17 protein-coding genes are annotated in these 20,583 nt (G+C 55.7%); 15 read left to right on the top strand and 2 right to left on the bottom strand.

Annotation, left to right across the window (positions count from 1 at the left end; translation table 11 throughout):
- The first annotated feature begins 54 nt into the window (after positions 1 to 54).
- The 4 genes from HMPREF3016_RS02020 (at position 55) to HMPREF3016_RS02005 (ending at position 3,105) form a co-directional block, all read left to right on the top strand.
- Positions 55 to 513: a hypothetical protein gene (locus HMPREF3016_RS02020; protein ID WP_048753258.1), complete on the top strand. Its 459-nt coding sequence runs from the start codon at positions 55 to 57 to the stop codon at positions 511 to 513.
- Entirely contained in the window at positions 510 to 1,358 is an 849-nt protein-coding gene (locus HMPREF3016_RS02015) for an exodeoxyribonuclease III (protein ID WP_070739758.1), read from the top strand. The genes HMPREF3016_RS02020 and HMPREF3016_RS02015 overlap by 4 nt, the downstream gene beginning before the upstream one ends.
- A gap of 80 nt (positions 1,359 to 1,438) precedes the next feature.
- Positions 1,439 to 2,503 carry a tryptophan--tRNA ligase gene (trpS, locus tag HMPREF3016_RS02010; RefSeq protein WP_070739755.1) on the top strand — a complete coding sequence of 355 codons (1,065 nt, stop codon included), beginning with the start codon at positions 1,439 to 1,441 and terminating at the stop codon, positions 2,501 to 2,503.
- 17 nt (positions 2,504 to 2,520) lie between these two features.
- Positions 2,521 to 3,105, top strand: coding sequence for a 2'-5' RNA ligase family protein (locus HMPREF3016_RS02005; protein WP_070739752.1), 585 nt, complete (start codon positions 2,521 to 2,523; stop codon positions 3,103 to 3,105).
- 85 nt (positions 3,106 to 3,190) lie between these two features.
- On the opposite strand, the gene HMPREF3016_RS02000 is transcribed toward HMPREF3016_RS02005, so the two are convergent.
- On the bottom strand, positions 3,191 to 4,531 hold the full coding sequence (locus tag HMPREF3016_RS02000; protein ID WP_083315859.1) for a hypothetical protein: 1,341 nt from the start codon (positions 4,529 to 4,531) through the stop codon (positions 3,191 to 3,193).
- A 161-nt stretch (positions 4,532 to 4,692) separates the two neighbouring features.
- Entirely contained in the window at positions 4,693 to 5,802 is a 1,110-nt protein-coding gene (locus HMPREF3016_RS01995; protein ID WP_070450788.1) for a mannose-1-phosphate guanylyltransferase, read from the bottom strand.
- 333 nt (positions 5,803 to 6,135) lie between these two features.
- Here HMPREF3016_RS01995 and sdhC point away from each other — a divergent pair, with 333 nt between their 5' ends.
- The 11 genes from sdhC to HMPREF3016_RS01940 all read left to right on the top strand — a co-directional run bounded on the left by sdhC (position 6,136) and on the right by HMPREF3016_RS01940 (position 20,579).
- Positions 6,136 to 6,594 (top strand): succinate dehydrogenase, cytochrome b556 subunit, encoded by a 459-nt coding sequence (gene sdhC / locus HMPREF3016_RS01990; RefSeq protein WP_037231971.1) that lies wholly within the window; start codon positions 6,136 to 6,138, stop codon positions 6,592 to 6,594.
- 3 nt (positions 6,595 to 6,597) lie between these two features.
- The gene (locus tag HMPREF3016_RS01985) at positions 6,598 to 7,083 is read left to right on the top strand and encodes a succinate dehydrogenase hydrophobic membrane anchor subunit (protein ID WP_013398562.1); all 486 of its coding nucleotides are present in this window, start codon (positions 6,598 to 6,600) and stop codon (positions 7,081 to 7,083) included.
- A 42-nt stretch (positions 7,084 to 7,125) separates the two neighbouring features.
- Complete coding sequence (sdhA, locus tag HMPREF3016_RS01980; RefSeq protein WP_070739745.1) at positions 7,126 to 8,889, top strand: succinate dehydrogenase flavoprotein subunit; 1,764 nt, start codon at positions 7,126 to 7,128, stop codon at positions 8,887 to 8,889.
- A gap of 1 nt (position 8,890) precedes the next feature.
- Positions 8,891 to 9,679: a succinate dehydrogenase iron-sulfur subunit gene (locus HMPREF3016_RS01975; protein WP_013398564.1), complete on the top strand. Its 789-nt coding sequence runs from the start codon at positions 8,891 to 8,893 to the stop codon at positions 9,677 to 9,679.
- Between the two features lie 283 nt (positions 9,680 to 9,962).
- The gene (locus HMPREF3016_RS01970) at positions 9,963 to 11,213 is read left to right on the top strand and encodes an amidohydrolase (RefSeq protein WP_041321697.1); all 1,251 of its coding nucleotides are present in this window, start codon (positions 9,963 to 9,965) and stop codon (positions 11,211 to 11,213) included.
- Positions 11,214 to 11,526: 313 nt separating this feature from the next.
- The gene (locus tag HMPREF3016_RS01965; RefSeq protein ID WP_070739742.1) at positions 11,527 to 15,102 is read left to right on the top strand and encodes a hypothetical protein; all 3,576 of its coding nucleotides are present in this window, start codon (positions 11,527 to 11,529) and stop codon (positions 15,100 to 15,102) included.
- A gap of 13 nt (positions 15,103 to 15,115) precedes the next feature.
- A complete protein-coding gene (locus HMPREF3016_RS01960; protein ID WP_070450782.1) occupies positions 15,116 to 15,820 on the top strand; it encodes a nucleoside triphosphate pyrophosphohydrolase in 705 nt (234 codons plus the stop codon).
- Between the two features lie 463 nt (positions 15,821 to 16,283).
- Positions 16,284 to 17,567, top strand: coding sequence for a phosphopyruvate hydratase (gene eno / locus HMPREF3016_RS01955; protein WP_004006066.1), 1,284 nt, complete (start codon positions 16,284 to 16,286; stop codon positions 17,565 to 17,567).
- 326 nt (positions 17,568 to 17,893) lie between these two features.
- Positions 17,894 to 18,820 (top strand): FtsB family cell division protein, encoded by a 927-nt coding sequence (locus HMPREF3016_RS11215; RefSeq protein ID WP_246828418.1) that lies wholly within the window; start codon positions 17,894 to 17,896, stop codon positions 18,818 to 18,820.
- Positions 18,821 to 18,892: 72 nt separating this feature from the next.
- A complete protein-coding gene (locus HMPREF3016_RS01945; protein WP_070739739.1) occupies positions 18,893 to 19,480 on the top strand; it encodes a DUF501 domain-containing protein in 588 nt (195 codons plus the stop codon).
- Positions 19,481 to 19,622: 142 nt separating this feature from the next.
- Positions 19,623 to 20,579, top strand: coding sequence for a Ppx/GppA phosphatase family protein (locus HMPREF3016_RS01940; protein ID WP_070695797.1), 957 nt, complete (start codon positions 19,623 to 19,625; stop codon positions 20,577 to 20,579).
- Positions 20,580 to 20,583 lie beyond the last annotated feature (4 nt).

Below are 20,583 nucleotides of genomic sequence, written 5' to 3'. Positions count from 1 at the left end.
AAAAGCGTTGCACTACGTGTATGTCGAGGCATTTATCCTGGCATAATTGATGTTATGCACACACGCGAGCAAAATTCTGTGACCACCGCCGACTCCGATAACGCCTCCGTGCGTAAAGCCATTATTGGGTCCTGCATCGGCGTTGGGCTCCTTGTACTTCTTCTCGTTCTAGCAATTTTCAACGCCAACAGCGTGCTCGGTTGGATCCTGGCCGGCCTTATTCTCGGGTGGCTGGCGCTCGCCGTCTACTTAGTGCGTATCGTGCTGGTGTCCATCAAACAGGATCGTGCCGAACTTAGCCGCATCCACCGCGAAGAATCGGATGCGATGCTCGCCGATAAACTTGCCCATAGCTTTCAGATCGTGCTTGTGCAGTCCCGCGAAATTGCCAACTACCTCACGGACGACAGCGAAGAATCTCGCGCCATGATCGAGCGGGCTTTAGATACTATTAACACCACAGCGTCCAATGGGATGGGAATGGTCAACGACGAAATGAGGGGTGAAGAATGAGCCGCGCCGCTAAAACTCTGCGCGTCGCCAGTGTGAACGTCAACGGTATTCGTGCCGCCTACAGGAAAGATATGGCCACGTGGCTCGCTGGCCGCGACGTTGATATTCTCTGTCTGCAGGAGGTTCGTGCCCCCGATAAGATCGTGCGCGAACTTCTCAACGAAGACGACTGGAATATTCTGCACGCCGAAGCCGCCGCCAAAGGACGCGCCGGGGTATTGGTGGCAACCCGCAAGCACCCCAATGCGAACGGTGAACTGCTGAAAAACCAACCTGTCGCCACCCGCTCCACGATCGGCGAAGACTATTTCGCGGACGCTGGCCGTTGGGTTGAGGCGGACTACACCCTGCCCACCGGCGGAACCCTGACCGTCGTAAGCGCCTACGTGCACTCCGGTGAGGTTGGAACGCCCCGCCAGGATGACAAATACCGCTTTCTCGACCGTATGCTTGTGCGCCTGCCCGAACTCGCTCAGCACTCGGATCACGTGCTCATTGTGGGAGACCTCAACGTGGGGCACACCGAGCTCGACATTAAAAACTGGAAGGCAAACCAGAAACGCGCCGGTTTCCTGCCCGAAGAACGCGCATACTTCGATAAATTCTTTGGCGAAATTGGCTATGAAGACGTGGCGCGCAAACTCGCAGGTGAGGTGCCCGGGCCCTATACCTGGTGGTCCTACCGCGGCAAAGCCTTCGATAATGACGCCGGGTGGCGCATCGACTACCATATGGCTACCCCCGCGCTCGCTGCGAAAGCCGTGGAAGCGACGGTTGATCGTGCCGTCTCCTATGATGAACGGTTCAGCGATCATGCGCCGCTCGTCGTCGATTATCAGTTCTAGAATTCACCCGCCGATAAGATGCCGGATGCGCTGGCTAACCGGCCGTCCGCATCGTGCGCCCCTTGAAGAAAGTATCTATCATGTCTGACGAAAAGAAACAGGATAAATCACTCATTCCCAATGCGTCTTTGGATCGTGTGCGTGTCTACTCCGGTGCGCAGCCTTCCGCAGATTCGATGCATTTGGGCAACTATATTGGCGCGGTGAACAACTGGGTTGCCCTGCAGGAGGACCCCGCCAACGAGTGCCTGTTCTTTATTCCCGATATGCACGCTATCACCGTGCCCCAAGACCCACAGTCCCTGCGCGAACGCACCCGTCTGACCGCCGCCCAGTATATTGCCGCCGGTATTGACCCTGCGCGTTCCCCGTTCTTCGTGCAGTCGCAGGTGCCCGAGCACGCGCAGCTTGCCTGGGTACTAAACTGCTTCACGGGTTTTGGTGAGGCATCACGCATGACCCAGTTCAAGGACAAATCGCAGAAGCAGGGTGCCGATAACGCCTCGGTGGGGTTATTCACCTACCCGGTGCTGATGGCTGCGGATATCCTGCTGTACCAGGTCGATAGCGTACCGGTGGGCGAGGATCAGCGCCAGCACCTAGAGCTTACCCGCAACTTGGCGCAACGGTTTAACTCGCGCTTTGGCGAAACCTTCGTGGTGCCCGAACCCATTATTATGAAGGAAACCGCCAAGATCTATGATTTGCAGGAGCCGACCTCGAAGATGTCGAAATCTGCCGCCTCCGATAAGGGTCTTATCAAACTTTTGGATGAGCCGAAGGCGACTGTGAAGAAGATTAAGTCTGCCGTGACCGACGACGGCTCCGTTATTGCTTATGATCGTGAGGCGAAACCTGGCGTCTCTAATCTGCTCTCGATTTATTCCGCGATGACTGGCGAGAGCATCGACTCTCTCGTCAAACGTTATGAGGGTAAGATGTACGGTCATCTCAAGGTTGATTTGGCGGATGTTGTAGTCGAGAAACTTTCGCCCCTGCGTGAGCGTACCCTAGAGCTTATGGCGGACCCCGCCGAGCTTGACCGCTTGCTGGCACTGGGCGCTCAGAAAGCTCGTGAAATAGCGACTGTTACTATCGAGAATGTCTACGATAAAGTGGGTTTTTTGCCCGCACAGCGCGGCTAGACCGAAGGAAGTACGCTGTGACTGTTAAGAACACCTGCGAGAATCTATCACACACTGAGGAATCGCCCACTCTTCACCCCGGGCAGCGTTATTTGAGTCTGATCGCCCACGTGAACGGACCGTTGGGGCAGCGTCTTGTGGACTGGAAGAAGAGAACCGGCATGAGTCTTCCCGCAGACTTGAGTAATCATGTGACTGTGTATGTTAGTGAGCTGACCGAGCAGAATGAGAACGACTGGCGTTCGGATGCATTGGCGCATTCACTCGCCGCAATTGGTACGGTGCAGGCTTGTGCTGGGGGAGTGTGCACCTTCCGCCCAAACTCTGAGGTGGAGTATCTGGACATTATCTTAGGCGCCGATACTTTTGCCGAACTTCATGGCGCGTGCGTGCAGGAGTTAGGGCAGTGGGCATCGCCTTTTCCTTACGTTCCGCATATTACCTTGGGGCGTTCTTTGACGCCGGATCAGGTGCGGCAGGCGCATCGGCTTTTCGACGATTTACCGGAACAAGAACGCTCGTTCACGGTAGATACTCTGCACGTGTATGCCTATGATGGCGCTGATTGGGAACCTCTGGGAGCACTATCTCTTAAGTCTTAGCTGCGCCCCACAATCTTAATATATACCTACAGAGCAAGCCCCGATACCGGTTCAGGTATCGGGGCTTGGACTCTCTCACTTCTTCCTAGTGGGAGTCCGCAGGTACGGGTGCAGCATTCGCTGAAGAGACACCACTGAGTTCATTAGGAACCTGCGGCAGATCAATGCTCATGAGGGTCTTTGGATGAGAAGCATCCGAGAGTGATACCGCGTGAAGCTTCTTCGTCTCAGGGTCGGTTACGTAGGCGGTTTTACCGTCTACCCACAATGCCGGGCGAGGATCCTGCCAAGTTTCTGACTCGGTCCACGTATTCATTAGCTGTACAGACCCAAGCTCGGTGCCGTTCGCTGGGTCGTAGATACGCAGCTTACCATCTGTGGTAAGCAACAGAGCCTCGCCGTTAGGTCCGCGGCCCATGGAACGGAAGGTGTAGCTGACTCCTTTGGGGAGCGAATATACCTCTCGCGTGCGGTTGACCGTATCAATGATGGCAAACTTCTCAGGGCGCTCAAGTTTGGCGTCCTTATCCGTCTTATAATCCGCCAGAACGTAAGGGGAGTCCGCCGTTCCTGCCTGGTTGCCCGAGCGTGAATAGGGATCTTGAGGGTTTGTCACCTTTGTGAAAGTGCCGTCCCGGTAGATGAGTACGCCGTCGGTGCATCCGATCGTGAAGGTATTATCCCGCGCGATAGCTTCGCCGTGTACACCGGGGCATTCCTTGTTCTCCGTTATGGTCTTACCGTTAGCGTCTACCACGGCTGCGCCCGTGCGGGTTTTGGAATCTCCGACTGCTACGAGGTACTGGTCATTAGGTAGGGGAATAGCGAATCCGTGGTGAGGATTGGGGAGCTTAACCTGCTTGGTTTCAAGGTTAGTTGCCGTGCGTTTATTGGATACCAGGTTTGCGGGGTCGTATACGTCGAAGGTACCGGTACCGTCTGCGAATGCCGCAACCTTACCGTTATCGGCAATAACATGCCCGGTGTGGTCGGCCTGAAGCGACAGTGTCGAGAGGCTGGGAGCGGTGGTGTAGTAGTGTGAGTGGTCACCATGTGCTACCGACCATGCGCCGGTGTCGAGGAAGGCGTAGCTGGATCCGTCGGCTACGATCAGATGGCGGTTATCACCCGCATCGTTCAGGCGCAGGAAACCATCTTTGTGAATATCCTGCAGAAGCTTCATATCTTTACCGTCGTACACCATCACGCCGCCGTCATAAGTGATGGCTAGGCGGGTTGACGCGCCTTTGCCTTCAACGATGGGAGACTGCGAGGCGCTTGCGTTTGAATCCCCTGAGGATGCTCCTGCAGAAGGCTCTGAGGAGCCTGCAGAGGATGTGCCGCCCGCGCATCCTGCAAGGAGCAGGGAGGATACGAGACCGAGTGAACTTAGTGACGTCAAAAATGATTTTCGTGTGTTGGACATACACAGAGACTATCACACATGAGAATCATTATTGAATAAGTAAGAGCCGGGATATAAATAATGGGTGGATCAGCGCGAATATCATGCCGATCCACCCGATGAGTGAGTGTTGAGAATGTTATAAACGCCATACGGCGTGGTTATTTAAGCGATGGCCGCTTTTAGAGAAGATCAGCCAAGCCGCGATCTTTGAGCTCGGCAACTGTGTCTTTCACGGCCTGAGCCTGCTCACGCGGTGCGACGAGGAGCGCATCGGGGGTATCAACCACCACAATATCGTCAAGGCCAATCACCGAGATCTTGCGGTTGCTGTTCGCGACAACAATGCCGCTGCAGCCTTGATTGATCACATTGTCTTCGTCACCGAGAATTGTGAGACCTTCACCATGCTTCTCTTGGTTAAGACGAGCAACGGCATCAAAGTCTCCCACGTCGTCCCAGCTGAAGGAGCCGGGGACCATCGCAACATCGCCAGCAGCAGCGGCAGGCTCAGCAACGGCGTAGTCGATTGCGGTCTTGGGGAGAGTGCCCCAAGTCTGTTCCATAATGCTCTCACGCTCGGGAGTATCCCAAGCCTTGGCGATCTTCATAACCCCGGCGTAAAGCTCGGGCTCGTTCTTTTCGAGATGCTGCAGCATCAGGGATACGGGTGCCACAAACATGCCGGCATTCCAGGTGTAGTCCCCGGAGTCTAGGTATTTTTGCGCGGTTTCGCTATCGGGTTTTTCAACAAAAGACTCGACCGCAAGGGCGTTCGGTGCGTGAGCAAGCCCCAGTGGAGTGCACGCTCTGATATATCCGAACGCGCTCGACGGCTCGGTGGGGGTAATGCCGATAGTGACAATCTTTCCTGAAGCTGCCGTGATAACCGCCTCGGTCACCACGCGTTGAAATTCATCAACGGGGTTGATGACGTGATCAGCGGCAAAGGAGCCAATAATCGCATCCGGTTCACGCTCGTGAATAATAGCGCACGCTAAACCAATAGCGGCTGCAGAATCCTTCGGGGAGGGCTCCAAGACGAGGTCGGAGGCTCGTAATTCGGGAATCTGCTGGGTTACAGCGTTGGCATGAGAAGTGCCGGTCACGACCATGACGGAGCCGTTGCTCAAATCAATGAGACGATCGTAAGTATCACGCAAGAGCGATTTACCTGAGTCTGTGAGGTCGAGAAGGAACTTCGGCGCCTGAGCACGCGAAAGCGGCCACAAACGCGAACCAACACCGCCAGCTGGAATAAGCGGGCGGAAACGGGTTAATGCAGTATTCATCAGTTCCAGAATACCGGGGGCTTTTGTAATATGCCGAATTCTTAGAGTGATTTCCAGGAAAGTCTCAGATAAAAAATATCAAGAGATGCATCACATTAGGTAAAGGTTAGTTCCGCATGAACTCAGCTCACGGAGGGGTATCGCAAAATAACTATTTCGTAATTAACCTTGTAGTTTCTTGTGAAATAAGGAGACGAGGTGTCAATAAGCCTGTGAATTACCTGGTATCTTGAAACTAACAATATGAAATCACAGGAGTTGCTGAGCGCGCTTCCCGCCGAGGTTAAACACACAGACCCCGACGTCGTCTCAGCGGCGACAGGAGGTTATTCAGTGCTGAATAGTTCAAAGGGGACCCTGTACCGCGGCCGATGGGGCATGTGGTCTTGGGTCGCTCATCGTGTGACAGGTATCGCTATATTCTTCTTCCTACTGGTTCACGTACTTGATACCGCCGTTGTCCGTATCTCTCCCGAGGCATATAACAGCGTTCTCGGTCTCTACAAAAACCCCGTGATGGGTCTGGGAGAGACTGCGCTTGTGGCAGCCATCGTGTACCATGCCTTCAACGGTATTCGCATTATTCTTATCGACTTTTGGGGAACAGCTACTAACGCCAAAGTCGAGCATGTGATGAGCAAAGGCAAAGACGGTTCCCCCGAGATCAATCAAAAGGCTACCTACCCGCACATTAAGATTCTGTGGGTTGTTCTGTTCCTGTGGGCAATTACCGTTGCAGGATTCGCGGCTCGCCACCTGCCGATCGTCTTCTCACACCTTGGAGGTCACTAAGCTATGTCTACTCCACTCAAATCACGCGTTTCGGTTCCTCGCCTGCGCGATAACAAGATTGATGGTGTGAAATACAACCGCTCTTCCAGCAAGCGCAACAACTTTGAAATGTTCGCCTGGCTGGGGATGCGTTTGTCTGGCGTCGTGTTGGTGGTCCTGATTTTCGGGCACCTCTTCGTGAACCTCATGGTGGGGGACGGCATTCACGCGATCGACTTCGGCTTCGTGGGCGGTAAATGGGCAAACCCCTTCTGGCAAATCTGGGATCTGCTGCTGCTGTGGCTGGCTATGCTCCACGGCACCAACGGCATCCGCGTGGTCATTGACGACTACGCCGAAAAGGATCGTGTGCGTGTGTGGCTGAAGATCATTCTCTTCGCGGCATCCGCTTTTGTGCTGCTGGTTGGAACCCTCACGATCTTTGCTTTTGATCCCTGCCCCTCGGGTGCGGCGGCTAATCTGCTGCCTAGCTTCTGCCCGGCCCACTAAGGGTAAAACACTAAAGATTTTTGACATACGAGAGAGAGCATCATGCAGGTACATAAGTACGATGTAGTGATTGTTGGCGCTGGCGGCGCAGGTATGCGTGCCGCTATTGAGGCGGGGCAGCGCGTACGAACCGCGGTGCTGACGAAGCTATACCCCACCCGCTCGCACACCGGTGCGGCACAGGGCGGTATGTGCGCCGCTTTAGCCAACGTTGAGGAAGACAACTGGGAATGGCATACCTTTGACACCGTCAAGGGCGGCGACTACCTTGTCGATCAGGATGCGGCAGAGATTATGGCGAAAGAAGCCATTGGCGCCGTGCTCGACCTTGAAAAAATGGGTCTTCCCTTCAACCGTACTCCCGAGGGGCGCATCGATCAGCGTCGTTTTGGCGGGCATACCCGTGATCACGGTAAAGCCGCCGTGCGTCGCGCATGTTACGCTGCCGACCGCACGGGTCATATGATTCTGCAGACCCTCTACCAGAACTGCGTGCGTCACAATGTCGAGTTCTACAACGAGTTCTACGTGCTCGACCTCATTATGTCAGAAGACGAAAACGGTAACCCCCGACCTGCAGGTGTTGTCTCCTACGACCTGGCAACCGGCGAAGTACACGTTTTCCAATCGAAATCCGTGATTTTCGCATCCGGCGGATGCGGCAAGATCTTCAAGACCACCTCAAACGCGCATACCCTCACCGGCGACGGCATGGCAATCGCCCTGCGCGCAGGTCTTCCCCTAGAGGATATGGAATTCGTGCAGTTCCACCCGACCGGCCTTGCGGGCCTGGGTATTCTCGTAACCGAGGGTGCCCGCGGTGAAGGCGGTATTCTGCGTAACTCCGAGGGCGAGCGTTTCATGGAACGTTACGCACCGACCATTAAGGACCTAGCTCCCCGCGATATCGTGGCTCGTGCAATGGCGAACGAGGTGCGTGAAGGTCGCGGCTGTGGACCGCATAAAGACTATGTGCTCTTAGACCTCACTCACCTCGAACCCGCGCATATCGACGAGAAACTGCCGGATATTACCGAATTCGCGCGTACCTATCTGGCAGTTGAGCCGCACCACCAGCCTATTCCGGTGTTCCCCACCGCGCACTATGCGATGGGCGGTATTCCCACGAACAACGATACCGAGGTGTACCGCAACAGCGAAGAGACTATTCCAGGACTATATGCAGCCGGTGAGGTTGCTTGCGTGTCGGTGCACGGTGCAAACCGTTTGGGAACCAACTCACTCCTGGACATTAACGTGTTCGGTAAGCGTGCTGGTCGTCGCGCCGCAGAATACGCAGCCTCCGCAGAATTTGTGCCCGTTCCGGACGATGCCGCCGATCGCACTCTCGCAATGCTCGACGGTATTCGTGACGGTCAGGGCACCGAAAAGGTTGGCGCTATCCGCACCGAGCTACAGCGTGTAATGGAAGCCGATATGCAGGTGTTCCGCACCGAAGAAACCATTCGTAAGGCTCTCGCCGCCATCGACGAGCTCGAAAAGCGCTACGCAAATATCTCGATTCAGGATAAAGGCAAGCGCTTCAACCTTGACCTGTTGGAGGCCGTTGAGCTCGGCTTCCTGCTACAGCTCGCCAAGGTGATGTCGGTGGGCGCACTGCACCGCCAGGAATCCCGAGGTGGTCACTACCGCGAGGACTTCCCGAAGCGCGACGACGTGAACTTCATGAAGCACTCGATGGTTTATCTAGATCCCGAGTCTGAGTTTGAGGGTGTGCAGGGTCTGCGTTTTGATACTAAGCCCGTTGTCTACACTCGCTACGAACCCAAGGAGCGTAAGTACTAAAATGGCTGAACACGAAACTCCCGAACCGGAATCGGTCAAGCTCTTTGAAGGTATGTCCGGTTCAGACTCCGGGAACATCCCCACCTATGACGTGACGATTCGCGTGCGCCGTTACAACCCCGAAGTATCGGATAAAGCATACTGGGATGACTTCAATCTGACCATGTACCGCACCGACCGCGTGCTGGATGCATTGCACAAGATCAAGTGGGAACTCGACGGCTCGGTCTCGTTCCGTCGTTCCTGCGCACACGGTATCTGCGGGTCGGATGCGATGCGCATCAACGGACGTAACCGCCTAGCGTGCAAGACCCTGCTCAAGGATCTGGACATTACCAAGCCCATTATCGTTGAGCCGATTAAGGGTCTTCCTTGTGAGAAGGACCTGATTGTCGATATGGAGCCTTTCTTCCAGGCGTACCGCGAGATCATGCCCTTCTTCATCAATGACTCGAATGAACCGGAACGTGAGCGTCTGCAGTCTGCGGAAGAACGCGCCCGATTCGACGACACCACAAAGTGTATTCTGTGCGCGGCTTGTACCTCCTCTTGCCCTGTTTTCTGGACGGACGGTCAGTACTTCGGTCCTTCTGCCATTGTGAATGCGCATCGTTTTATCTTCGATTCACGTGATGACGCTGGGGATCTGCGCTTGGAAATCCTCAACGATAAAGAAGGTGTGTGGCGCTGTCGCACAACCTTCAACTGCACCGAGGCTTGCCCGCGTGGCATTCAGATCACTAAGGCTATTGCCGAGGTCAAGCAGGCTATTTTGGCGCGAGCCCTCTAAGCCTAGCGGTTGGAGAACTCGTAGAGACACAAGATATGCGGTGTGGGCGCAAGGTTGGTGACGCCCACACCGCATTTTGTTTGCGATATTAGGGCGAACTGGCGCTCACTAGGTAATTTCTGTGTCTGCAGACGGCGGTTTCATCCTCGTCACAATCCGTCATAATGTCATAAACCCGCCACACAACGCGATGATTCGTCACGTCGCGTACAAAAACTTCAACGAACGTAAGAGGGCAGCCGGAAGGTGTGTACTGGGTGTGGATTCGCGCTATTCTCGAACTATGGTTTTTGCAAACTCACGTTACGATCTTTCGACCCCTGTCTTCGACGACTGGGTGGCTCGCATGATGCCTACCCTTGTGGAATTCCGCCGCGAGGTGCACCGTACCCCGGAGCTCTCATTCCGCGAGGTGAAAACGACTGAACGCATTATGACGACGCTGCGTGAGGCAGGGCTGAACCCTATCGCCTGCGAAGGCACCGGCTGCTACGTCGATATCGGAAACGGGCCGTTTGCTTTAGCTCTTCGCGCCGATATTGATGCGCTTCCCATCGTCGAACAGACGGATCTGCCTTATTCATCGACCATCCCCGGGGTGATGCACGCCTGCGGGCACGATATTCACCAGACCGTCATGCTCGGGGTTGCTCTGGCGCTTCACGAGCTGAACGAAAAGACTCCGCTGGGGCGCAGCGTGCGCATCCTGTTCCAGCCCGCAGAGGAACAGTTGCCGGGCGGGGCTGTGCAGATGATTGAGCAAGGTCTTTTACGCAATATCCCGCGTGCTTTTGCCCTGCATTGCGATCCGAAGGTTGAACTGGGGAAAATCGGCACGCGCATCGGGGCGATTACGAGTGCTTCAGACACGATTAAGATTCACCTGAGCGGCCATGGTGGTCATACCTCTCGGCCGCATCTGACCGAGGACCTTATCTACGCGATGAGCCAAATTGCCGTGCAGGTTCCTTCCGTGCTCACACGCCGTACCGATGTGCGTTCCGGCGTGCTGGTCGCGTGGGGGCAGGTGAGCGCCGGGGTTGCCCCGAACGCTATTCCCGCTGAAGGCTATTTGGCGGGCACTATGAGATGTCTGGATGTTGAGGTGTGGCGTCAGGCGGGCAACCTGCTGGACGAGGTAATCGAGCAGGTCGCGGTTCCCTTCGGTGTACAGGCAAGGGTCGAACATATCCGCGGCGTGCCCCCGGTCGTCAATACCGACGCGGAAACCACCATGTTGGAAAACGCGGCGCGCGCCGAATTAGGCGAAGAGTCCATCGTGTTGGTTGAGCAATCAATGGGTGGAGAAGACTTCGCGTGGATTCTGCAGGAGGTTCCAGGCTCGATGTTCCGCCTAGGAACTCGCGCCCCGGAAGATCCTGTCTACGACTTACATCAGGGGGACTACGCTCCTAATGAGCAGGCGATTGGTGTGGGTGTGCGCGTGATGGCGGCGACCGCGTTGCGTGCCGTGCGTTTTGAGCTCGCGAAGGCTGCGAAGGCCGCGAACCCGGTGCGGGATGAGGCGCGTTAATATTACGGACAACCTGTAATAGAGGATATGCCGGGCACTGGCGCCGAAGCGCCCAGCACAGAGAAATATTTATGGGGGTCTCCGCCAAATCTTTACGAAAACTTTATGAAAGAACGGGTTTCGTCACAGGAGGAATACGTCAAGTGTGGGTGCATCGCCGAAATAGCGGGCATCTGCCGGGGGAGTGGGGTTGCGCCTGAAAAACCAAAATAGTGATGTCTACCCTAGAAAAAACGATGTTAAGCCGCGCATGAACGTCAAAACCTGCGTCATACCCACTCATGAATAACATTTGCAGGATAAACTATAGGGGATGACCGAACCGCGCCGCGTCATTGCGGGGCGCCGAACAGCTGACGAGTGGGAGAACTCTGTGGGATTCTTTGGAATCGGTAAGAAGAAGTGGGAAGAGCAGGCGAAAGCCGCCCAGGCTGAGGCAGAAGCACAGGCTGACGACGTAAAATCCGCCCTCCCTAACTCCGATGCAGAGGCATCGGATCGTACCCTCGCGGAACGTGTGAATGAACAGCAGCGTTGGGAGAATTCCCTGCGCCGGTTTGTGCAGGCTGAGAGCACTCGCATGCAACAGGAAGAGCAGAAGAGCAAAGATACTTCTGACCTTAACGTCGATGCTTTGAAACAGTCTGCACAGCACAGCGGCTCTTCTGCTGAGCCTTCGGCGTCCACAGCAGGCGAAGCGAGGACTTCCGGGTCAGCAGAAGGCAAGAAAACCGTGGGCGCTTCCTCACAGGCTGCGAACGCAGATGCCGCTCAGACGGGTTCTTTCACACAGGAATCAGCTCAGGCCCCCGACGCTTCCGCCCCGAAACGTGCACCCCAGATTTCTGAATACCGCGCAACGAGTATGCCTGCGGATGCATTTGAGACTAACTCTTCCGCCACTGCGGTTCCCTCATCGAACGCAGCGTCGGTTTCGGGTACCGCGTCGGTACAGAGTGAAGCAGGCTCCCAGAAACAAAACGTGCAGGACGCACTTAAAGAATTTAACGAGACGAAATACGGCACCGAGCACGAGGGGAATACCTCCTCAGTATCCTCACACGCCGATGCGGCTGCCTCCCCGTCTTCTTCTGCAGAGAAAGAATCTGCGGACATCAAGACCCCGAACGTTGAGGATCGTGAGCGAGAGAAACTTGCCGCAGGAGTCGTGCCAACCGACACCGAAGAGAAGCCTGCTTTCGTGCCCGCGCCCGGTGTTGAGTCTAAGAACTCAAACAATAAGAAGACAGCGAACGCCGACTCGAAGTCTACGCTTGAGTCCACACCCCAAGAATCCGAATCTGCTTCGGATGTAAAAGCCTCTGCACACGAGAAAAAGTCACCTAGCCCTGAGGCTCAGGCGACGAGCGGGTTGGAGTCTTCGGGCACCCCGTCAGCCTCGAAGAAGTCCGACAAGATCGAGTTTGTCGGCTCGGGAGCCACGGGTTCTGCCAAACATCTTGATGACCGTAACGACCCTGAAACCTTGGCTCCCGGGAAGAATCGCAGCGTCGAAACTTCGGCTGAGAAGACCTCTGCCGAGAAGATGGCTGTACAGCACGAGAAGACCGTGGCAGATGAGGTCTCAGCCCACTCTTCCACAGATAAAGACTCCAAGAAACAGGACGTTGAAAAAACTGCGCGCGATGAAAAAGCCTCTCAGAACGGCGCCGCAGTCGCATCATCACATGCAGCAGCATCCGTTGAAGGGAACGAAAAGGCGGAGGTTCTCACCCCCGAGAATCCGCTGCACGACCTCGTAACTGCGATGCGCGGATACGGCTCCGGGAAGGTGTCATACGAACTGCGTCAGCTGGGCGACGATATGCACTACCGGATTTTCCATCGCGGCAGCGAAGTCGAACAGGGTGTTGTGGTTCCGACCGATGCGTGGTTCTCGTCGATTGCCTCGCTCTACGTGCGAGCCCAGGACGCGGGCAGGGTGTGGAACCGTGCCCTCGTGGTAGCAAACCCCAGCGAGAACGGGCTAGTAGCGGTACAGGCTTCGTACACGAACACCGCCGATGCATCGAGCTACACCACGGATTACGTTCTCGAAACGAGCGAGAAAGAGTCGGCTTCACAGAAAGACTCATCAGCGAAAAGCGCAGAGTCGGTGAAGGCCTCCGCCGACCAGAGCACCGCATCCACCGATGCTGCAGATCAGAAAACGTCGACCGCGAAGACCTCAGCGCTGGCTGATTCCTCCGATGATACCTCTTCGCAGAAGGAATCTGAGGCAAAGCTCGCTCAGGATAAGAGCGATGAACAGGCTAAGGCTGCTGAGCCTCAGAAGGCGAAAGATTTTGAAAACCACACCCAGGACGTCAAGTCTGCTGATGCCGACAAAGCCAATACTCAAGATTCACAGAAGTCTGAGAAATCCGAACATACCGTAGATTCCGAGAAGAAGTCCTCTGGCGCTCACGAAAAGGAGCAGGAAGTTTCTGCGAAGGCTAAAGCAGATACTGCAAAGTCTGATTCTGCTACAGCAGAATCGACCAAGAGCGGTTCGAGTACACTCGCTGCAGGTACCCTTGGCACCGCAGGCGTGACAGCCGCCGGGATCGCGTCATCGTCGAAGAGTGACCGCGAGGATTCGCGCTACGAATACGATTACGATGCGGATCCGCAGAATGTCACCGGTCGTCACGATGCTCAAGCTGCTGAGCAGAGCAAGACCGAGACTGACAGTGCTAAAGCCGGTGCTGTCTCCGAGAAATCCGAGAAATCGGCGGTGTCTGGCGTATCCGCAGCCAAGGACTCTTCCGGCCTCTCCACCCCCGAAGCTGAGGTAGAGAAAACCAAGGTTGAGAAATCTTCTGAAGACGAAGAAGAACTCAACAGCATGCAGGCGGCTTTGGCGACTATCGTGGCATCCTCCGAAGCAAAGAAGACTGCATCGAACGCGAAGGAAGACGTTGCGGATACTTCCGCTGCGGTGAAGACCTCGGGTACCGGCTCGAAGTCCGCTACTGATAAGACGAGCGAGGACTCACAGAAGGCGGCTGGCTCCGAAAGCACCGTCAAGGCTGAGAGTGATGCCAAGACTGCTGAGGGTTACACCTCGGAGAATCAGAGCGCGAATGTAACTCAGGCTGCGGTGAAGGAATCCCAGGCTGGCACCACCAGTACCGACAGTTCCTCTGCACTGCCCAAGCATGTGGATGACCTCGCTCTCGTCCCCGAAGTCGAGAAGGACTCGCTGACAGGCTCGACCGACACGAAGCCTCAGGAATCGGCGTCGAATAAGCAGGATGCGCCTGCCGCGCAGACCGCATACGCTGTTGCTGCTCAGTCCGGAGAATCAACTGCAAACGGTAAGACCGCGCAGCATGAATCCGCAGATCTGCCTCCTGCAGAAGCCGAGCCGGATACCCCCGCGCATCAGGCACATTCCTCCGTGCTCGCTGGCGATGCGCTTGCCGAGGGTAACCTAGTACTTACCGACGCCAAGGTGATCGAGCATCTAGCACCGGTGACCGAAGCTCTCTTCGGCGAGAATGGCAGCGCCAAGGATGCAACGACCGTGTTGATCCGGGTGCGCTCGGTGGGCTCTTACTACGATGTGCTCACCCATGTGCGCCGCAACGGATTCTGGGAGCAAGTACGAACCTTCGAGTTAGTTTCGGAAGAAGATTTGGGTATTCCCACGCTCAAGGCCGATTCCTACAGCGAAGGTGAAGGGTCGCCACTCGCCATGAGCCTGACATTCACCCCGGGCGTGCCCGTGCAGTCTGCATTCGATTACTCGAATGAGCAGGCTTTCGTACGGTACCCCCGCCAGCTTGAGGCCGATCGCTACGTAGAGGAACTGCGCATGTTCCCGCGTCTGGGGGCTAAGATTCCGGCGCATATGGCGAATGCTCTGACTCACTGGAGCATGTAGGAGAAGCCCGCCCGTGAATGAAGATAGAGTTTCTGAGAAAACGGTAGCTGAGGTTGCCGCACGCGCTGGGAAAGCCTTTGAGCGTCTGGTGCAGACGATGGCAACCCTGCGCGCCCCCGGCGGGTGCCCCTGGGATGCCGAACAGACTCATCAGTCCCTCATTCGATACCTCATTGAGGAATCCTATGAGGTCGTGGAAGCTGTCGAGGCACCCGAGGGTACAAACCTGCAGCTTCTACGCGAAGAGTTGGGCGATGTTCTGCTTCAGGTTCTCTTCCACGCCGATATTGCGGCGGCAGAACCGGGCGGCTTTACGATCGAGCAGGTGATCGAGGGTCTGGACGCAAAGCTTCACGATCGGCACCCGAATGTTTTCAGTGATTCTTCGGACGAGTCTCGGATGACCGCCGCCGAACAGCAGGTTTTCTGGGATGAGCTTAAGAAGACGGAGAAATCCGATCGAGGTCCGCTTGACGGCATTCCGCCTCATCTTCCTGCACTGGCCCTAGCGGAGAAGACGATTGCTAAGGCTCGCAAGGCCGACATTGTGCTTCCGCCGGAGCCTACCTCCTTGGATGATGATCTTCCTTTTACCTATAGTGAGGAAGAATTCGGTGAGCTACTTTTTTCGCTTGTGTGCCGCGCGCGTCAGAATGGGCTGGATGCGGAACGTGCCCTGCGTACTTACACCCGTAAGTTTATTGAGTACAACCAATAGCCTCGTGGCCGCGTAGGCTGAAGAGTATTTATCAGGCATCTTTGGAGGCGACAGTCTTTTTGCATCTAAAGGTGCCTGTTTTATGCCCTGAAGTAGAGCTCCACTGGTTACATTCGTGGGTGGGGCATAAAGCACTACACATCTATCTGTGTTGCGCGATGTAGAAACTGGCTCTAAAGATGTTCAATCGTTTTAGTAGAGTGTGATAAGGAACTTTGTCGTTATCGGTTGGGGTTCGAATTGGTGCCTGCGGTGCGAGGATATGCCGCGCCCACAGGGGGAATGATTTTTGAGAGGCGAGTTTACAAGGGACTAAAGGTGTTGGATACCCTCAGGAATCGCAAAAAATCCCGTGGTAACTAGTGTGTTTGTGTGGGAGTTTTGGTAAAATTTAGGGCAACGGGACTCGCCCAACATCACAGGAGCGAGCCGTCATATCCTGTACTCTCTAAGGAGCAATTTCATGGCTGTTATTACCGCAGTTCACGCCCGTCAGATTTTGGATTCCCGCGGCAACCCGACCGTTGAGGTTGAGGTTCTGCTCGAAGATGGTGCTTTCGCACGTGCCGCTGTGCCTTCGGGCGCATCCACCGGCGAGTGGGAGGCAGTCGAGCGTCGCGATGGCGACAAGTCCGTATACCTAGGCAAAGGCGTTCTGGGCGCCGTCAAATCTGTTATTGAAGAGATTTCGGAAGAAATTATCGGTATCGACGCCGCTGATCAGCGTACTGTTGATGCAACCATGATTGCTCTGGACGGCACCAACAACAAGGGTAAACTCGGCGCTAACGCAATTCTGGGTGTTTCTCTCGCCGTTGCTAAGGCTGCCGCAGAGTCCGCAGACCTTCCCCTCTACAAGTATCTGGGTGGTCCCAACGCCCACGTGCTTCCCGTTCCCATGATGAACATCCTCAACGGTGGTTCTCACGCAGACTCCAACGTTGATATTCAGGAGTTCATGATTGCTCCCATCGGTTTCGAGAACTACTCGGATGCTCTGCGCGCTGGTGTTGAGGTCTACCACTCGCTCAAGTCCGTGCTGCACGACCGTGGTCTTTCCACCGGTCTGGGCGATGAGGGCGGCTTCGCACCGAACCTTGAATCCAACGCTGCGGCTCTTGACCTCATTATTGAGGCAATCGAGAAGGCTGGTTACAAGCCCGGCGAGCAGGTTGCTCTCGCACTGGATGTGGCATCCTCCGAGTTCTATAACGACGGTGCCTACGACTTCGAGGGTCAGAAGAAGTCTGCCGAAGAGATGAGCGCATACTACGCTGATCTTGTGGCGAAGTACCCGCTGGTTTCCATCGAGGATCCGCTAGACGAGAACGACTGGGCAGGCTACAAGACCCTGACCGAGCAGATTGGTGACAAGGTTCAGATCGTCGGTGACGACCTATTCGTGACCAACCCCGAGCGCCTTGAGAAGGGCATCAACGAGGGTGCGGCAAACGCTCTGCTGGTGAAGGTCAACCAGATCGGTTCGCTCACCGAGACCCTGGACGCTATGGAACTGGCACAGCGCAACGAATACCGCTGCATGGTTTCTCACCGTTCCGGCGAAACCGAGGACGTCACCATTGCCGACCTCGCTGTGGCGACTAACGCGGGTCAGATCAAGACTGGTGCACCCGCACGTTCCGAGCGCGTGGCAAAGTACAACCAGCTGCTGCGCATTGAGGAAGAACTGGGCGATGCCGCTGTTTACGCTGGCAAGTCAGCATTCCCCCGCTTCAAGAAGGCGTAACGCGATAGTATACGGACACTAGAACCGCATACCACCATAATCTGGTGCTCTCGACTGGTACATTACCTGCGAGAGCACCAGATTTTTTATCTCCTGTTTTTTCTTCGTAGACTTCTCTCTAGAAGGGCGCATACGACGATGGCGCGCTTTATGGTTCTTGAACATGTATCCCTCCGAATCTAACAGCTCAGTTTTCCCTAGGGGTTAGGGGAATGTGCCAGCAATAATTCGGGTATATCACTTTTTCGGGGGATAACTCCGTCTGAACGTTCACGGTAGCTTAGAATGGTAACCAGAGACTTAGGGGCAGGGAAGGAAAGCACTACATGATGGCTCAGCGCGACGGACGTGAACGACGCAAAAGCCCGGCGGGGCAGGAACTGCGTCGAGGTCGCACATCACGTGGCAGCCAGTCCGCTGCCGCGCGCGAAAGCCTCTCCGATGCGTCAGCATCCACCCGTAAATCCCGTGCTCGCAAGCAGAAGGCGCATAAACCCGGTTCATCCCGCACGACCAACACCGCAGATAAGCGGGCTCAACAGAAGCCAACTGCGCGGCGCTCGAAGGCCACCCTGCCGCCCCCGCAGCCAGCGCATCGTGAATCGCACAATCAACAGGTTAAGTCCGCGAGCGTCAAATCTTCTGCACCTGCGGCGAAGGAACCCCACATCACCGCAACCCATCGAACCGTTGAAGAACGCTCGTATTTGCAGCGCCCCGCTTGGATGCGCGCCGCTAACAGCTTCTTCGGTGCCCGTACCCGGGCACATCGCGCCGATAGGGAACGCGATGCACGTGAACGCCGCATCCACCGCGAACACGATGACGATGAGAATTATGAGACTCCCGTCGCGGCGCATCGCTTTAGCGGAAAATTTTTGGGCATTCTTATTATGATCGCGGTGCTCCTGCTGGGTACCGCATACCCGCTGACTAACTATGTTGATCAGCAGCGGGAAATTAACACTACCCGGGCTCGCATTGCTGAGCTCAAACAGGAAAACGTGCAGCTTCAAGCTGAGAAAACCTGGTGGCAAGACGATGACTATGTGCGCCAGCAGGCGCGCAGCCGCCTATTCTATGTGGCGCCGGGCGATACCCCGTATACAGTCACCGGTATAGATTCGGATGACGGCCGGGCTGACAGCACCTCTGCCTCCGGGAAAAATGCTCCCGAAGATTCGTGGACGAACAAACTTTGGGGGTCCCTGAACGATGGTAAGACTCCTTCGCCTAAACCTGCTGATAAGTAACGCCGGTACGGCTGTACACGTGAACTGTGCTGTACGATAAAACCTGACGTACCGATTCTTCAAGAAAGATCTATGAGCACTGTAGAAGACCTCAAAAACCGCACCCCGCAGGGTTTCGGCGTTACCGTAGAAACCTTGACGCCCACCGACCAAGATATCCGAGTGCTCTCAGCACAGTTGGGCCGTACCGTGCGGGATGTTATTGAGATTCCCGCACGCTGTGTATGCGGTAACCCGCTCGTTGCCGCTACAGCACCGAGGCTATCAAACGGGAACCCGTTCCCAACCGTGTTTTACCTGGCGCATCCGGCGATTACTGCGGCCGCATCCCGCCTGGAAGCGGGGGGCCTCATGTACGAGATGACCGATGCGCTCGCGGCCGATACCGAGCTTGCGAACCGATACACCCTAGCACACGAAAACTACCTAGCCGAGCGTGAGCGCATACGTCTGATCAGCGGAACCGATGAGGTGCCCGAAATTGAGAATATTTCGGCGGGCGGGATGCCCACGCGCGTCAAATGCCTGCATGCCGTGATTGGTCACACCCTGGCGGTGGGCTGCGGCATTAACCCTATGGGGGACTGGGGTCTGGATGAGATCGCCGATTGGTGGACCCCGCAGGTTTGCGCATGTGCACCGTCATGGCGGGATGCCTAATTTCAGCCATTTTTAAGAACTTTGCCCGTGCCGTTCCCTGTAACCGGTACGGGCACCTAATATGTAAGTAGCTCGACGCATTAATCTGCGGCAGGCTAGATAACCTTAAGAACCTCACGCCTTGCGTGGATTGGAGCCCATTATGCGTGTTGGCGCAATTGACTGCGGTACCAACTCTATCCGTCTTCTGATCGCTGACGCCAGCACCGACACCGTTAACGGTCGCACGGTAACCCGCCTCAACGACGTGGTGCGGCAGATGCGTATCGTCCGCCTGGGGCAGGGGGTTGATGCCACTGGATGGCTTGCTCAAGAGGCCTTGGACCGCACTTTTGAGGCAACGCGGGAATACGCAAAACTTTTGCGTAAACACAAGGTCAAGAAGCTTCGTTTCGTGGCGACGAGTGCCACCCGCGATGCCGGAAACCGTCAGGTTTTTATGGATGGTATTCGTGACATTCTGGGCATTGAGCCCGAGGTGATTACCGGCGACGAAGAGGCGGAACTGTCGTTTGCGGGCGCGGTTCTGGCGGTCGGTGCTGATGAGTCTAAGACTGTAGTTTTTGACCTGGGCGGTGGGTCTACCGAATTCGTGCTTGGGACCGAAGACGGTGTGCAGGCGGCAAGAAGCGTGAATATTGGATGTGTGCGCCTGACCGAACGGCATATGGCATCTGCTCCCGCAACCTCGGATCAGATTCAACGTGTTGAAGCTGACACCGATGCGGCAATCGACACCGTATTGCAGAGCGTTCCCCTTGAAAAGGCTACCCGAGCCGTCGCCGTTGCCGGTACTGCAACCACGATCGCCGCCGCTGCATTGGGGCTAAAGACCTATGATTCCGAGGCTATTAACGGTTCTTCCATCTCTGTAGATACGGTGCAGAAAACGGCAGAGATGCTGCGCTCTATGACCCGCGAGGAGCGCGCCGCACTGGGGTATATGCACCCCGGTCGAGTTGATGTTATTGGCGCCGGCGCTACCATTTACGCCCGTATCATGACTCGTCTGCGTGAGATCACCGAAGGAAACATCGATTCTGTGACGGTGAGCGAACATGACATTCTGGACGGCATAGCACTATCCCAGGTACGTTAAGCAT

The sequence above is a fragment of the Rothia sp. HMSC065D02 genome, assembly GCF_001815285.1.
Taxonomy (GTDB): domain Bacteria; phylum Actinomycetota; class Actinomycetes; order Actinomycetales; family Micrococcaceae; genus Rothia; species Rothia dentocariosa.
The sequence above is the reverse complement of the archived record's forward strand: the minus strand, read 5'-3'. Positions and strand labels throughout refer to the sequence as shown.